The organism is Lysobacter sp. S4-A87 (assembly GCF_022637455.1).
Taxonomy (GTDB): Bacteria; Pseudomonadota; Gammaproteobacteria; order Xanthomonadales; family Xanthomonadaceae; genus Lysobacter_J.
In genome coordinates this window covers 1,879,095-1,893,158 of the sequence record NZ_CP093341.1, presented here as the reverse complement: position 1 = coordinate 1,893,158, position 14,064 = coordinate 1,879,095, and the positions used below count along the sequence as shown (strand labels likewise).

At 67.5% G+C, this 14,064-nt stretch carries 14 protein-coding genes, 1 tRNA gene and 2 pseudogenes; 11 read left to right on the top strand and 6 right to left on the bottom strand.

The genetic code is table 11. The annotated features are described in order from the left end of the window. Positions 1–77 precede the first annotated feature (77 nt). Positions 78–1,568, bottom strand: a complete 1,491-nt coding sequence (locus tag MNR01_RS08590) for a DUF1254 domain-containing protein (RefSeq protein ID WP_241920477.1) — start codon at positions 1,566–1,568, stop codon at positions 78–80. Between the two features lie 333 nt (positions 1,569–1,901). Between MNR01_RS08590 and MNR01_RS08585 the strand changes: the two genes are divergently transcribed. Then, complete coding sequence (locus tag MNR01_RS08585; protein WP_241920476.1) at positions 1,902–2,597, top strand: YoaK family protein; 696 nt, start codon at positions 1,902–1,904, stop codon at positions 2,595–2,597. Positions 2,598–2,654: 57 nt separating this feature from the next. Here MNR01_RS08585 and MNR01_RS08580 read toward each other — a convergent pair. Beyond that, positions 2,655–2,731, bottom strand: a tRNA-Met gene (locus tag MNR01_RS08580). A 148-nt stretch (positions 2,732–2,879) separates the two neighbouring features. On the opposite strand from MNR01_RS08580, the pseudogene MNR01_RS08575 reads away from it, so the two are divergent. The 3 genes and pseudogenes from MNR01_RS08575 to bfr form a co-directional block, all read left to right on the top strand. Further along, a pseudogene (locus MNR01_RS08575) lies at positions 2,880–3,359 on the top strand (RNA pyrophosphohydrolase); the annotation flags it as partial. A gap of 220 nt (positions 3,360–3,579) precedes the next feature. After that, entirely contained in the window at positions 3,580–3,783 is a 204-nt protein-coding gene (locus tag MNR01_RS08570; RefSeq protein ID WP_241920572.1) for a (2Fe-2S)-binding protein, read from the top strand. A 135-nt stretch (positions 3,784–3,918) separates the two neighbouring features. Then, entirely contained in the window at positions 3,919–4,389 is a 471-nt protein-coding gene (gene bfr / locus MNR01_RS08565) for a bacterioferritin (protein WP_241920474.1), read from the top strand. 137 nt (positions 4,390–4,526) lie between these two features. Here bfr and MNR01_RS08560 read toward each other — a convergent pair whose 3' ends face one another. Beyond that, on the bottom strand, positions 4,527–5,108 hold the full coding sequence (locus MNR01_RS08560) for a DUF4126 domain-containing protein (RefSeq protein WP_241920473.1): 582 nt from the start codon (positions 5,106–5,108) through the stop codon (positions 4,527–4,529). 77 nt (positions 5,109–5,185) lie between these two features. On the opposite strand from MNR01_RS08560, the gene MNR01_RS08555 reads away from it, so the two are divergent. The 6 genes and pseudogenes from MNR01_RS08555 to MNR01_RS08530 all read left to right on the top strand — a co-directional run bounded on the left by MNR01_RS08555 (position 5,186) and on the right by MNR01_RS08530 (position 9,799). Continuing rightward, complete coding sequence (locus MNR01_RS08555; RefSeq protein ID WP_241920472.1) at positions 5,186–5,929, top strand: DUF6776 family protein; 744 nt, start codon at positions 5,186–5,188, stop codon at positions 5,927–5,929. A 73-nt stretch (positions 5,930–6,002) separates the two neighbouring features. Next, positions 6,003–6,356: pseudogene (locus MNR01_RS08550) on the top strand (polymer-forming cytoskeletal protein); the annotation flags it as partial. Between the two features lie 120 nt (positions 6,357–6,476). After that, positions 6,477–7,292 (top strand): DUF6776 family protein, encoded by an 816-nt coding sequence (locus MNR01_RS08545; protein ID WP_241920471.1) that lies wholly within the window; start codon positions 6,477–6,479, stop codon positions 7,290–7,292. Positions 7,293–7,397: 105 nt separating this feature from the next. Next, complete coding sequence (gene erpA / locus MNR01_RS08540; RefSeq protein ID WP_241920470.1) at positions 7,398–7,775, top strand: iron-sulfur cluster insertion protein ErpA; 378 nt, start codon at positions 7,398–7,400, stop codon at positions 7,773–7,775. A 2-nt stretch (positions 7,776–7,777) separates the two neighbouring features. Next, on the top strand, positions 7,778–8,749 hold the full coding sequence (gene nudC / locus MNR01_RS08535; protein WP_241920571.1) for an NAD(+) diphosphatase: 972 nt from the start codon (positions 7,778–7,780) through the stop codon (positions 8,747–8,749). 102 nt (positions 8,750–8,851) lie between these two features. Next, entirely contained in the window at positions 8,852–9,799 is a 948-nt protein-coding gene (locus tag MNR01_RS08530; protein WP_241920469.1) for a cobalamin biosynthesis protein, read from the top strand. A 21-nt stretch (positions 9,800–9,820) separates the two neighbouring features. Here the strand turns inward: MNR01_RS08530 and MNR01_RS08525 are convergent, their stop codons facing one another. Continuing rightward, on the bottom strand, positions 9,821–10,165 hold the full coding sequence (locus MNR01_RS08525; protein WP_241920468.1) for a CD225/dispanin family protein: 345 nt from the start codon (positions 10,163–10,165) through the stop codon (positions 9,821–9,823). An 81-nt stretch (positions 10,166–10,246) separates the two neighbouring features. Then, positions 10,247–12,133 carry an MFS transporter gene (locus MNR01_RS08520; protein ID WP_241920467.1) on the bottom strand — a complete coding sequence of 629 codons (1,887 nt, stop codon included), beginning with the start codon at positions 12,131–12,133 and terminating at the stop codon, positions 10,247–10,249. Positions 12,134–12,347: 214 nt separating this feature from the next. Here MNR01_RS08520 and MNR01_RS08515 point away from each other — a divergent pair, with 214 nt between their 5' ends. Further along, on the top strand, positions 12,348–12,620 hold the full coding sequence (locus MNR01_RS08515; RefSeq protein ID WP_200608741.1) for a hypothetical protein: 273 nt from the start codon (positions 12,348–12,350) through the stop codon (positions 12,618–12,620). A gap of 37 nt (positions 12,621–12,657) precedes the next feature. On the opposite strand, the gene purD is transcribed toward MNR01_RS08515, so the two are convergent. Further along, entirely contained in the window at positions 12,658–13,959 is a 1,302-nt protein-coding gene (gene purD, locus MNR01_RS08510; RefSeq protein WP_241920466.1) for a phosphoribosylamine--glycine ligase, read from the bottom strand. Positions 13,960–14,064: the final 105 nt, after the last annotated feature.

Here is a 14,064-nt window from a genome sequence, read left to right as displayed (position 1 = left end):
CGTTCTCCTCGAATGGGGCGGTCACGGGCCGCCGTCAGTGCGTGCCTGCGCAGCGGGGCGCGCAGGCACCGGTGTGGTCACGGGGCCTTCGTCACGGCAGGCGTCTTCCACTGGTCATCGAGCAGCGCCTGCTTCGGCCAGTAGTAGCGCATGAACATCACGAACGGTCCGTTCGGCGCGGGCAGCCAGTTGGCTTCCTTGTCCTTGCCGGGGGACTGCGACTGGACATGGATCGTCAGCCCGCCATCGCTGTCCTTCTTCATTCCCGACAGCATCGGCGAATTGATGAGGTAGCGGTCGATCGGGTTCTTCACCAGCAACTGCTGCGGCAGGTCGTACATGGTGACCGACCAGAACGCGTTGACCGGCGGCAGCTGCCCCGGCGCGAAGCGCAGTGTGTACTTGCCCTTGCTGCCATCAAGCGGCTGGCCGTCGGCGTCCTTGTCGAGGATCGGATACATCGCCTCCTCGCGCGAATTGGCGCCGATGCCGACCTGAGTGCCGGTGGCGCGCGCGACGTAGTCGTTCTTCAGGAACTCGCGGGTGCCGAACAGCATGTCGGTCTTGCCGCCGAGCGAGGCGCGCCTGTCGTCGATCTGCTTCTGGCCATCGGCCACGCCCTGCTTCACGGCCGCCTGCAGTTCCGGCGACAGCATGCCCGGGTCGAAGGGCTTGCCCGGTTCGATGCCAAGGCGGGCGAAGCGCTGCATCAGCGCGGTCTCGCTAGGGTTGGGCGGCTGCGCGAACTGCAGCAGGAATGCGAGCTGATTGAAGAACTCCGGCGACTCGGTGTCCTTTCCTGGCGCAATGGGATTGGGCCACTCGACCGCTGGCGCTGCCGGCGGTGCGGGGGTGCCGAGGAACGCCGACAACGGCTGCACCTTGTAGCCGGCCTGGATCTTCTTGACGTTCGCCAGGTCGGCGGGATTGAACATCTGCGTACGGCCGACCACGGTGACCAGATCAGTCTCGGAGCGGATCACCTTGGTGATGCCCTTGGGGGGCGCGCCCTGCCACTTCGGTCCGGCGATGAGGAAACTGCCGCCGTCGTTGCCGGTGGTGCGGCTGCCGATGTAATCGAAGTTGAAGGTGTACAGGTCCATCAACTGGAAGACGAAGTAGCGGCCCGTCTCCATCTTCGGCACGGTGATAACCGCAGGCTCGGCGCGAAGGTCGAGCGCTGCGAAGGTGTAGGGCGTGTCGGAGTTGGGCGTGACGAAGGCGGTGTCTGCGGGCGTGAACACGCGCGCCATGTTGAGGACGGTGTTGAATGGGCCCTGGTACTGCTGGCCTCCCTTGTCGATCGAGTACGCGTGCATCGTCTTGTACTGGTCGACCAGCGGAACACCGTAAACGTAGGCATCGCGGGCGATTTCACGCGCCTCGGCCGCAGTCAGCGCGCCGGCCTGGCCGGCGGCGGGTGCCTGCGCGCTCGTCGATGCCGGAGCAGCTGCTTCGGGAGATGTCGCCTGGTCGCTCTTGCTGCATGCGGAAAGCAGCAATGCTGTCATCGCCGCGAGCGCAACGCCTGAAATCGCGGGGCGGATGTGGTGTCGTGGGGCGGTCATTCCATCGTCCTTTGGTGTGCGCACAGCTGCTGTCCGCCCACGCCGCGCACCAACGGCGCGCGCAGCAGCGCAGGTCACTCGGCGGGCAATCCGCCCGCGTCGGCGCTGAACTTCCTTGCGAGTTCACTCAGGCCGGATGATTCATTGCTGGTACATTTCTGCCCGCGATGCGTGAAAAGGCTGTGATGGCATTGCGCGGCAATGGCTGTGGCAAAACAGCGCCGCGGCAAGTGCGCCAGGCCATTCATACTTGCGTTGCAGATGTGATCCAGCAGGCCGGTTCGGGTTGAGTGCCATCAACGCAGCAATCAACGCACAGGGGCAAAATCAATCGTGATCACCAGGCTTCCCGGGTGGGTGTGGACAGGTGCGTGGGTGCTGTCGTTCATCGCCGGAATCATCAACGTCGTCGGCCTGCTCGGCTTCGAGCACCAGGCGATCACGCACCTGACCGGCACCACGTCCCTGCTCGGTGCCGCGGTTGCCGATGGTGACGGGCATGGCGCGATCCACTTCGGCGTCATGATCCTGGCGTTCGTGCTGGGCTGCGCCCTGAGCGGGTTCATCGTGCAGGACAGCGCACTGAAGCTCGGACGACGGTATGGCGTCGCGCTCCTGATCGAGTCGTGCCTGCTGTTCGCCGCAGTGCATCTGCTCGGACATCGCAGTGCGTTCGGGATGTATGCCGCGGCAACCGCCTGCGGCCTGCAGAATGCGCTGGTCAGTACCTACAGCGGCTCGGTCGTGCGCACGACGCATGTTTCCGGGATGTTCACCGACCTGGGCATCTCCCTCGGGCATGTGCTGCGCGGCCTGGCGGTCGATGCGCGCAGGCTCCGCCTGTGCGTGCTCGTCATCTCCGGGTTCCTTTGCGGAGGAATCGCCGGCGCACTGGTGTTCCGCAGCATCGGTTATGCCGCGCTGCTGGTGCCGGCGAGCCTGACGGCGGCGGTGGCGCTGTCGTATGTCGTCTATCGGTTGCGCCAGGGCGGGTCGTCGCAGGCCGGGCCGGGCGGCCTGGCACGCTGATCGCAGGGCGCGAAAACAAAAAACCCCGCGCGAGGCGGGGTTTTCTGCGATACCGAATGGTGGCTATGGGTGGACTCGAACCACCGACCCCAGCATTATGAGTGCTGTGCTCTAACCGGCTGAGCTACATAGCCACGCGGTGAACCGCGAATTATTCATGCCGAGGGGGTCCTCGTCAATCGTCTTTTGACGGACCGTCCTGGCGTCGCCTGCTTTGCAGAGCTTGTCGTCCCGGCGTACGGCATGGCAGAGTCGGACACAGTGAATTCAGGAGTCCGCATCGTGATCGATCCGGACGGCTACCGACCCAACGTCGGCATTGTACTGATGCACCCCGACGGACGCCTGTTCTGGGCGCGACGAGTGCATCGCGACGGCTGGCAGTTCCCGCAGGGCGGGATGAACAGCGACGAGACGCCCCTGGAGGCCATGTATCGCGAGTTGCGCGAGGAAACCGGCCTGCTCCCGGAGCACGTCGAGGTCCTGGGCGCGACCCCCGGCTGGCTGCGCTACCGGCTGCCGCAGCGGGCGATCCGACGCCACGACCGCCTGGTCTGCATCGGCCAGAAGCAGGTCTGGTTCCTGCTGCGCCTGACCGGCCAGGAGTCGGACCTGCGCCTGGACCTGACCGACAAGCCCGAATTCGACAACTGGCGCTGGGTCGACTTCTGGTACCCGGTCGAGCACGTGGTGATGTTCAAGCGCGGGGTCTACGCCCGTGCGCTCAACCACCTGGCCCCGGCCGCCCGCCAGGTCGCCGGCCCCCAGGCAGTGCCCGCGCCGGGCCCGGAGTTCCATTGCCACGACCCCCGCACCCAGGCCCGCAACCGCCAGAGGGCGCGCTGGAGGGGTCCCGGCGGGGCTGAACCCGGGCAGGGGACGCGTTAATGAAAATCACTGCCCGTATTTATTGACAATCATTCTCATCCATGGCGGAATGGACCCCGCAGCCGATCCGGCTGTCAGCCAAGTCCAGCCCGCCGTGTACGTCTGCATCTGCAATGGGGTTACCGATCACGACATCCGCCAGGCCGCCGACGCGGGCTGCAGCAGCGTGACCGAACTGACCATGCGCACCGGCGCCGGCGCCAACTGCGGCAGCTGCCTGGACATGGCCGCATCGATGCTCGATGCCGCCCGTTCGGTCCGTGAGCTGCCGTTCGCGGTAATGCAGCAGGCCGCCTGACCCGGCCGTGCCGCGGGCCCGTGCCCGCCCCCAATCGACACTGATTCCTGCTCGCGATTGCACTCGATTCGCGTTCCGTCACGCGATTCGTGAACGGGGTAGAGTCCGCCCATTGCACGCACAAGGAGCCGGGCCATGAAGGGCGACGCCAAGGTCATCGAATACCTCAACAAGGCGCTCTACAACGAGCTGACCGCGATCAACCAGTACTTCCTGCACGCCAAGATGCTGAAGAACTGGGGCCTGAAGGAACTCGCCGACCACGAGTACCACGAGTCGATCGACGAGATGAAGCACGCGGACAAGCTGTCCGAGCGCATCCTCTTCCTCGATGGCCTGCCGAACTTCCAGGCGCTGGGCAAGCTGCGCATCGGTGAGAACCCGCGCGAAGTGCTGTCGTGCGACCTGGCCCTCGAGCTTGAAGCGCTGCCGATGCTGCGCGAGGCCATCAAGTACTGCGAGACGGTGGGCGACTATGTCAGCCGCAAGCTGTTCGCCGACATCCTCGATTCCGAGGAAGAGCACGTCGACTGGATCGAGACGCAGCTGTCGCTGATCGAACGCCTCGGCGAGCAGAACTACCTGCTGACCAAGATCGAGGAGTAGCCGGGCGCATCCCGGCGGCACGACCTCAAAGACGCCGCCGGCCAAACCGGCGGCGTTTTCCGTTCCAGGTAGCCCGGGTAAGCGAAGCGCACCCGGGGTCATGCGCGCCAACCCCGGGTGCGCTTCGCTTGCCCGGGCTACACGGCGCCTGGCCGTGGCGCGCGGCGGAACAGCGTCCGCCACACCCACCACAGCAGCAGCGCCAGTACCACGCTGATCAGCACCACCAGCGTCAGGGCGATCCACGGATGGGCGAACACCAGCGCAAGTCCGCCGATGGTGGCCAGGTCCTCGGTGATCGAGGCGGTCCAGTTGCTGACAGGTTCCGGCGAAGTGTTCAGCAGCGCTCGCGATCCGGCCTTGAGCACGTGACTGGTCAACGCGATGCCGGCGCCGGCTGCCAGTGCGCCGCCACCGAGCTGGCCGTCGGGCGACAGCGTCGCCGCGGCGAGGAACGCGCCAGCGGGAACACGCAATAGCGTATGCAGCAGGTCCCAGCCCGAATCGACGCCGGGGATCTTGTCGGCGAAGAATTCCGCCGCCGCCAGGACGCCCGATACCCCCAGCACCCAGGGCGAGGCGGTCACTTCCAGCGCCTGGGGCAGGTCGAGCCAGCCGAAGAAGCCGGCCAGGCCGACCCCGAACACGGTCAGGTAGACCCGGATGCCGGCGAGCCAGGCCAGGACTACACCAATTGCGAACAGGTGCGCATCCGTCACGGCTTTTACCTCGCTAGACTGTGGTCCGAGTATAGGGGCAGGGGATCCGGTGGCGCAGGCCATCGGCACGCATGCTGATGAACAAACCGCCACGCAAGGCGCCACCGCCGCGTTTCACCATCGTCCAGCAGCGCCCAGACCGGCGTGGGCTGATCGTCACCGTGTTGGCCCTCGCCTGGGTCGCCTCGCTGACGGTTGCCTGGATCGGTGCCGAACGACGCGCCGCACCGCGGCTGCCGGAGCTGACCGCGCAGCTCGATGCCACCCGCTCGCAGCTCGACCACTGGCGCGGAAAGGCCGAAGCGCTGGAGCAGCGCGAAGCCACCCTGTCGCGTTCGGACCAGATCAGCCGCGTCGCCAACAAGCAGGTCCAGAACGAGCTGGCCGAGCGCGAGGAGGAAATCTCCGACCTGCGTTCCAACATCGCCTTCTACGAGCGGCTGGTCGGGGCCACCGGCCAGGCCAAGGGGCTCAGCGTGCACTCGGCGCAATTCTCGCCGGAGACCGGCGGCACCTGGCGCTACCAGATCGTGCTGACGCAGAACCTCAACAAGGGCGCGATCAGCCGCGGCAAGCTGCGCTTCAACGTCGAAGGCGTGCGCGACGGCAAGCTCGCATCGATCGGATGGGACGAGCTGCACCAGCGCAACGGCTGGCCGGCGCAGGACTATTCGTTCCGCTACTTCCAGCAGCTCGGCGGCAGCGTCATGCTGCCGGCGGGATTCACCCCGCAGCGGGTACGCGTGTCGCTGCAGAACGGCGACGTCGCCATCGAACAGAGCGTGGGCTGGAGCCACGGCGGCACCATCGCCAGCCTCTGAGTCACCCTACCAGGCATCCATACGCAGCAACTACGGCCTGCTAGTGCAGGCCAACAACCGGAAACACTGACTGATGTTCAAGAACAAGACGGGCGCACACGATGGCCAGGTCGACACCCTGATCGGGCCGCAAGTGGTGATCCGCGGCGACCTGCTGTTCAGCGGCGGGCTCTATGTCGAAGGCCGGATCATCGGCAAGGTGATCGCGCAGGACGGGCAGAAGGCAACGCTGACGCTGGCCGAGCAGGGCAGCATCGAAGGCGAGGTGCGCGCACCGGTGGTGGTGATCAACGGCCAGCTCAGCGGCGATGTCTACGCCAGCGAGCGGGTCGAACTGGCGGCCAAGGCCCGGGTCCAGGGCAACGTCCACTACCAGGTGGTCGAGATGCTGGCCGGTTCGGTGCTCACTGGCCGCCTGATCCACGCCGAAGCCCATGACGAGGCCCGCGCATTGGCTGAAGGCCATCTGGACGTCCACCCCGCTTTGGGCTGACCGTCACAGTCAGGCGCGGTAGGCTGGTCGCCGGAACATCCAGTGGCGACCGGCATGACCCAACCCGATCCTGAGGTTCCCGAAGTACCCTCGACGCCCGCAGAACCCGGGCCATCCGGCGAGTCCGGGCCTGCCGCAGCGGCGGCGGCACCGGCGTGGCCGGTCATGCAGGTGCAGACGCGCTGGGTGACCATCGCCGGCCTGTTGCTGGTGCTGGCACTGGGCTTTGGCGCCTGGGGACTGTGGCGTGTGCTCGCGCCGGTCCCGGGTGACCCGCAGGCCCTGCTCGATGAGAGCCAGCGCACCACGCGCGGGCAGCAGACGCAGATCGACCAGCTGCAGCAGCGCGTGTCGACCCTGACCCGCTCCGACCAGATCAGCCGCGAGGCCAACCGCGACCTGCAGAGCACGCTGGCCGAGCGCGACGAGGAAGTCGCTGCGCTGCGCGCCGATGTCGCCTTCTACGAGCGCCTGGTGGGCAGCACCGCGCAGCGCCGTGGCCTGGCTGTGCACGCGCTGCGGCTGCAGCCGCAGAACGACACCGCCTGGCACTTCACCACCACCCTGACCCAGAACCTCAACCGCGGCGCCGTCAGCACCGGCGAGCTGAGCATCACCATCGAGGGCACCCGCGCCGGCAAGCTGCAGAAGCTGGCCTGGGGCGAGCTGCGCCAGCAGCCGGGTGCGACCGGCGTGCCGTACTCGTTCAAGTACTTCCAGCAGGTCGAAGGCGACGTGTTCCTGCCGGCCGATTTCACCCCGGTGCGGGTGAGCGTGCGTCTGGTGCCCAAGGCGGGCGCGGCGATCGAGCAGTCGTTCACGTGGGCGGATGCGATCCGCGACGTCGCGCCGGCGACCGCGGAGGAGTGAGGGAGCTGCTCCTTCGCCCGTCCCCGGCCCCTCCCTGAGGGCAGGGGAGGGAGCCAACAGGCCGCAAGGCTTGAACGCCGCCGCCGCGCCCCCCATCCTGATCGGATGGAAACGCTCATCCCCACGCTCGCGACGCCGGATTACCAGTCGCTCGATCGCCCGTTGCAGTTCACTTCCGCGGCTGCCAGCAAGGTCCGCGAACTGATCGCCGAAGAGGGCAACGCTGCCCTCAAGCTGCGCGTCTACATCCAGGGCGGCGGCTGTTCCGGGTTCCAGTACGGTTTCGAGTTCGACGACCAGCAGGGCGAGGACGACCTGGCCGTGCACACCGACGGCGTCACCCTCCTGGTCGACCCGCTGAGCCTGCAGTACCTGATGGGCGCGCAGGTCGACTACACCGAAAGCCTGCATGGCGCGCAGTTCGTGATCCGCAATCCGAACGCAAAGACCACGTGCGGCTGCGGTTCCTCGTTCGCGGTGTGAGTATCGAACCGGCACCCTTCGCCTTCGTCGAGGCGGGCAACGATTCTGCCTGCCTCGCCGCGCTCGATCGCGCCGACCGCCTGCGCGATGCACCCGATGCACTGAACCGGTTGTGGCCGCAGGCGCGTGTCGTGCTGCTCGACGAGCGCGGCGATGCCTATGCCGATGACGACGGCAACCTGCTGGCACCACACGGCGAACAGATCAGCGAAGGCCCTGGCGGCATCGGTGCCGCGGTCTTCCTTGGCCTCGACGCCCAGGGCGGAGCCTGGTTCGCACTCGAAGGCGCACTGACCGCCTTCGTGGCGCCGCGCCGGGTCGACCTGCGCAGCGCCGCGGCGCTGTGGCCGGGATTCGAGGCGAGCGTGTTCGCCCAGGCGCGCGCGCTGCAGCACTGGCGCAGCCGTCATCGCCATTGCGGCGTCTGCGGTGGCGAAGTCGCGTTGTCGCGTGCCGGCTGGCAGGGACGCTGCACGCAGTGCGGCGCCGAACATTACCCGCGCACCGACCCGGCCGTGATCGTGGCGGTCAGTGATGGCGCGCGTTTGCTGCTCGGGCGCCAGAAGACGTGGCAGGCGCGACGCTATTCGGTGATCGCCGGCTTCGTCGAGCCGGGCGAATCACTCGAGCAGACGGTGGCGCGCGAAGTGCTGGAGGAGACCGGCGTGCGCGTGCGTCGTTGCCGCTACCTGGCCTCGCAGCCGTGGCCGTTCCCGGGCGCACTGATGCTCGGCTTCAGCGCCGATGCCGAGGGCGACGAGCCGCAGGTCGGCGACGAGCTCGAGGAAGCACGCTGGTTCACCCGCGAGGAAGTGCTCGCGGCGCGCGCCCGTGGTGAATGGGGCGGTGCCCGCGACGACGGCGAAGGCGCCGTGCTGTCGCCCGGCATCTCGATCTCGCGATGGCTGATCGAACAGTGGCTGCAGGCCGGCGAAGGCAGCCCGGCACCTGAGAACCCGCCGCACTCCGTGTGACACTGTCGCGGTGACCGACGCACGTCCATGACATCGATCGGCGGATGATCCTAGAATCGACCCGGTCGACACGATCGACACGATGTCCGGAGAGCCTGCGCAATGTCCGCAACCCTGATCGCCGTTGTCGTCGCACTGGTGCTGGGCCATCTGGCGCAGTCGCTGGCGGCGTCGGTGCGTGACTACAGCTGGTATCGCAACTGGCTGCGCTGGCTCGATGCACGCCTGTCGTCGAACGACTTCTGGCGCGGACGCTGGGGCATCGTGATCGCGCTGGTGCCGCCGCTGCTTGCGGTCAGCCTGTTCCAGTTGGCATTGCTCGAGCCGTTGTGGGGCCTGGCCGGCCTGGCCTTCGCGATCGCCGTCCTGTTCTACGCCTGGGGTCCGCGCGACCTGGACCTCGATGTCGAGGCGATCGCCGCGGCGGGCGATCCGACGTCGCGTCGCGCGGCGGCCGCGCGCCTGTGGCCCGAAGGCGAGATGCCGGCAACGCTCGACGGGCCCTCGCTGATCGAGGCGGTGTTCCGCAATGCCCAGCAGCGCTGGTTCGGCGTGCTGTTCTGGTTCCTCGTGCTCGGTCCGGTCGGTGCGTTGCTGTACCGGTTCGCGGTGCTGGCGGCGCAGGGCGAAGCAGCAAGCGAACTGCCCGGCGAGACGCGCCTGGGCGCCCGCAAGCTGCTGGCCCTGCTCGACTGGCCGGTGGCGCAGCTGATGACGCTGTCGCTGGCGCTGGTCGGCAATTTCGACACGGTGCTGGGCAGCTGGCGCGAAGCCGGCGGCGCCTCGTTCGACCTCGATCGTCCCTTCCTCGGCGCGGTGGCCCGGGCCAGCGTGAAGTGCGAGCTTGCCGATGAGGCCGCCGACTATGCCGATGACAACGGCGGCAGCGCCGAAGTCGGCGAAGGCGGCCTGCCGGTGCCGCCACCGATGCCGCCGGCCTGGTCGGCCGACCTGCCGGAACTGCGCGATGCAATGAGCCTGGTGTGGCGCAGCCTGCTGGTCTGGCTGGCGGTGCTGGCGCTGTTCGTCATCGCCGGCTGGGTCAGCTGACCATCGCCGATCCGCTCGCCGTCAGCCGTGCAGCTGGATGCGCCCGAGTTCTTCCATGATCTGCTGGTACTTCGCCCAGCCGCCGCTGTAGACGAACAGCACCACCACGCACAGGCCGGCGAGGATCAGGCAGGTGGTGATCCAGCACCACACCTTGGCGTTGTGTGAAGCATCGCCGGCGCCGGCACTGTCGCCGGCGTTGAGCCTGCGATTGACCAGCAGCGCATACACGATCGCCACGATGCCCGAGATCGCGCCGAGGATGCAGAAAGTGAGCATCGAGGCGACGGTGGCCAGGACCGCCCACAGCAGGTGGGTGGGAAGCGACGACGGCGAGGTCGTCTCTTCCGGTGGCAACGTGCTCATCGACGGCCCTCGCAGGGTGGTCCGGGTCGATGCTAGGTAGTCGCCTGTCGCGATGGCGTGGTGACGGCCCGCGCTGGCGCCTCAGGCCGCGTCGCCGCGCAGCTCGCGCACCCTCGCTTCCAGGGTCGGCGCGTCGGCCGCGCCACCGTCGATCGGCGCCTGCGCGATCACCTCGACCGTCGCACGCAGGCGTCGCGGCACCCGCATCCGGCCCAGGCGTCCGTCGCGGCGGCTCCACATGCTGGTCCACATGTTGCGCAGTGCCATCGGCACCACCGGCACCGGGCGCCGTTCGAGGATGCGCTCGACACCGGACTTGAACGGCGCGATCGCGCCGTCCTTGCTCAGCCCGCCCTCGGGGAAGATGCCGACCAGCTCGCCGGCGGCCAGCGCCGCATCGATCTCCTCGAACGCGCGCTGCATCAGCACAGGATCCTCTTTGGCGCCCGCGATCGGGATCGCCTTGGCGGTGCGGAAGATCCAGCTCATCACCGGGATGTTGAAGATCTTGTAGTACATGACGAAGCGCACCGGTCGCGGAATGCTCGCGGCCAGGATCAGCGCATCCATGTAGCTGACGTGGTTGCACACGATCAGCGCAGCGCCGTCGTCGGGCACGTGCTTCTCCACGCCGTGCACGCGCAGCCGGTACAGGCCGCGCACCAGCACCCAGCTGAGGAAGCGCATCATGAACTCTGGCACGATCGTGAAGATGTAGATCGCCACCACCACGTTGGCGATGGCCAGTGCCAGGAACACCTGCGGGATCGACCAGCCCAGGAAGCGCTGCACGGCGATGCCCAGGCCCGCGGCCAGCACGATGAAGGCGGCGTTCTGGATGTTCATGCCGGCGATCACGCGCGAGACCTCGTTGCGCGGCGTGCGGCTCTGGATCAGCGCGAACAGCGGCACGACGAAGAAACCGGCGAACAGGCCGATGCCAATCAGGTCGATGACGATGCGCCAGCTGCCGGGCTGCGCCATGAAGGCGCCGACCGTGGCCACCTGCGTCGCCGCGATGCCGCTGCGGGCGAAGTACAGGTCGATCATGAAGGCACTGATGCCGAACGCGCCCAAGGGCACCAGGCCGATCTCGACCGTGCGCGCCGACAGCTTCTCGCACAGGACCGAGCCGACGCCGGTGCCGATCGAGAACAGCGCCAGGGCGAAGATGTAGAGCGTGCCGCTGCCGCCGAGGTTGACCTCGGCGTAGGTCGGCAGCTGCGAGGTGAGCACCGTGCCGACGAACCAGAACCAGGACACGCCGAGGATGGCGTTGCGCACCGCGGGCTGCTTCCGGGCCAGGCGCAGGATCTCGACCGACTCGGGAATCGGGTTCCAGTTGATCTTCAGGTCCGGCGCACCGGCCTCGGCGCGCGGAATCGCGCGACTGACCAGGTTGCCGGCCAACGCCAGCAGGATGATCGAGGTGGCCGCGACGATCGGCCCGTGCGTGCCGGCCAGGGTGAAGATCAGGCCGCCGAAGATCATGCCGATCAGGATCGAGATCGAGGTGCCCATCTCGACCAGGCCATTGCCGCCGGTGAGCTCCTCGGGCTTGAGCACCGATGGAAGGATCGAATACTTCACCGGCCCGAACAACGTCGACTGCAGGCCGGTGCAGAACAGCGCGACCAGCAGCACTATCATGTTCTGGGTCAGGAAGCCGACCGCCGCCAGCGACATGATCACGATTTCCATCGTGGTCGTGATGCGGATCAGCCGCGACTTCTCCAGCTTCTCGGCGATCTGCCCGGCCGTGGCCGAAAACAGGAAATAGGGCAGGATGAACAACGCCGGCGCGAGGTTGGTGTAGAGCGTGCGCTGCTCGGGACTGATGCCCAGGTAGAACAGCAGGCCGATGATGGCCTGCCGGTAGACGTTGTCGTTGAAGGCGCCCAGTGCCTGGGTGGCGAAGAACGGGAGGAAACGGCGCTGCCGCAGCAGCTCGAACTGGTTGTGCGCCATGCGCTGGGGTGGCCCGGTTTCGGTTTGGGCGAGACTAGCAAACGGGCATGCCAGGCGTCTGCGCCAGCGCGGGCCAATGGCCCTGCACGGTGATGGCGGGCGCGCGGCGAAAGGGAGCCGGTGCCGCGTGAAGGCCACGCAAAGGCGCCCGTTCCGCTCCCAGCCAGCTTCCCCCGCCTACGCTGCGCCGGACACCCTTGCAGAAGGAGGCGTCATGACCGCGGACACCAAGACCCCGCTCGAACACGTCAACGACACCGTGCTGCAGCTCAAGGAGATGCGTCATTACTCCAAGAACAACGTCGAGCTGCTGACCACGCAATGGCTGCTGTTCGACGGCGAGCTGTCCAAGCTCAAGAAGGCGCAGGCCATCGAAGACCTGATGTCGCGCCAGGCCGAGTTCCACGATGCGCTGGAAGCGGCGATCACCGACCTGGAAGAGGTCGCGGTGAGCTTGCAGCCGCCTCCGGAAGAGGCGGCGGGGTGAGTCGGAACCGTTGAGCCGGGATTGTTGAGACTTTGCCTCAGGCCGGTTCGCAATCGGCCGTTTCGCGCTCGATCGCGCGCCAGCCGATGTCATGGCGGTGGAATTCGCCGTGCCAGGAGATGCCGGCGATCTCGGCGTAGGCGCGGCGCTGTGCGTCGAGCACCGTGTCGCCGAGCGCGCACACGCACAGCACGCGGCCACCGGAGGTGACGACGTGCTCGCCTTCGATCTTCGTGCCGGCATGGAACACCTTGGTGTCGTCCAGGTCGGGCGTGTCCCAGGCGCCGATCACGTCGCCCAGGCGCGGCGTGCCCGGGTAGCCCTCCGCCGCCATCACCACGCCCAGCGACGGGCGCGGATCCCACTTGGCCGACACTTCATGCAGGCGTTCGTCGATGGCGGCCTCGACCAGGTCGAGCAGATCCGACTCCAGGCGCAGCATGATCGGTTGCGTTTCCGGGTCGCCGAAGCGCACGTTGAACTCGATCACCTTCGGCGCGCCCGACTTGTCGATCATCAGGCCGGCATAGAGGAAGCCGGTGAACGGCACGCCGTCGCTGGCCATGCCGCGCACGGTCGGCTCGACCACTTCGCGCATGATCCGCGCGTGCACCTCGGGCGTTACCACCGGGGCCGGTGAGTACGCACCCATGCCGCCGGTGTTGGGGCCGGTGTCGCGATCGCCGACGCGCTTGTGGTCCTGGCTGGTCGCCATCGGCAAGGCCGTGGTGCCATCGACCATCGAAATGAAGCTGGCTTCCTCGCCGTCGAGGAACTCCTCGATCACCACGCGCGCACCTGCAGCGCCGAAGGCGTAGTCGGAAAGCATGTCGGTGATCGCCGCCTCGGCCTCGGCCAGGGTCATCGCCACGATCACGCCCTTGCCCGCGGCCAGGCCGTCGGCCTTGATGACGATCGGCGCTCCCTTCTCTTGTATGTAGTCGAGCGCCGCATCGGCCTCGGTGAACACCGCGTAGTGCGCGGTCGGGATGCCGTGACGGGCGAGGAAGTGCTTGGCATACGCCTTGCTCCCTTCCAGCTGTGCGGCCTGCGCGCTGGGCCCGAAGATGCGCTTGCCGGCGGCGCGGAAGCGGTCGACCACGCCCGCCACCAGCGGGCCTTCCGGGCCGACCACGGTCACCGCCACGCCTTCGCGGTCGACCAGGGCGAGCAGGCCGTCGATATCGGCGGCGCCGACCTCGACGTTGCGGCACTTGAGCTCGGTCGCGGTGCCGGCATTGCCGGGCGCGACCAGCACTTCTTCGATGCGGGGCGACTGCGCCAGTTTCCACGCCAGCGCGTGCTCGCGACCACCGGAACCGATTACGAGGACTTTCATGCGTGCTCCTGGTGTGCCGCGGCGTGGGACTGCGAATTTTACGGGACGCGCCGCGCAGCCGCGACCGTCCTGCCGGCGGGGCCCGATAACGCATGCTGGTAGGAT

What these genes read in the sequence shown, in the direction of transcription:
- MNR01_RS08590 (WP_241920477.1), bottom strand. Translation starts at nt 1,568, where the DNA reads ATGACCGCCCCACGACACCACATCCGCCCCGCGATTTCAGGCGTTGCG.
- bfr (WP_241920474.1), top strand. Translation starts at nt 3,919, where the DNA reads ATGAAGGGCGACGCCAAGGTCATCGAATACCTCAACAAGGCGCTCTAC.
- MNR01_RS08555 (WP_241920472.1), top strand. Translation starts at nt 5,186, where the DNA reads ATGAACAAACCGCCACGCAAGGCGCCACCGCCGCGTTTCACCATCGTC.
- MNR01_RS08545 (WP_241920471.1), top strand. Translation starts at nt 6,477, where the DNA reads ATGACCCAACCCGATCCTGAGGTTCCCGAAGTACCCTCGACGCCCGCA.
- erpA (WP_241920470.1), top strand. Translation starts at nt 7,398, where the DNA reads ATGGAAACGCTCATCCCCACGCTCGCGACGCCGGATTACCAGTCGCTC.
- MNR01_RS08530 (WP_241920469.1), top strand. Translation starts at nt 8,852, where the DNA reads ATGTCCGCAACCCTGATCGCCGTTGTCGTCGCACTGGTGCTGGGCCAT.
- MNR01_RS08525 (WP_241920468.1), bottom strand. Translation starts at nt 10,165, where the DNA reads ATGAGCACGTTGCCACCGGAAGAGACGACCTCGCCGTCGTCGCTTCCC.
- MNR01_RS08520 (WP_241920467.1), bottom strand. Translation starts at nt 12,133, where the DNA reads ATGGCGCACAACCAGTTCGAGCTGCTGCGGCAGCGCCGTTTCCTCCCG.
- MNR01_RS08515 (WP_200608741.1), top strand. Translation starts at nt 12,348, where the DNA reads ATGACCGCGGACACCAAGACCCCGCTCGAACACGTCAACGACACCGTG.
- purD (WP_241920466.1), bottom strand. Translation starts at nt 13,959, where the DNA reads ATGAAAGTCCTCGTAATCGGTTCCGGTGGTCGCGAGCACGCGCTGGCG.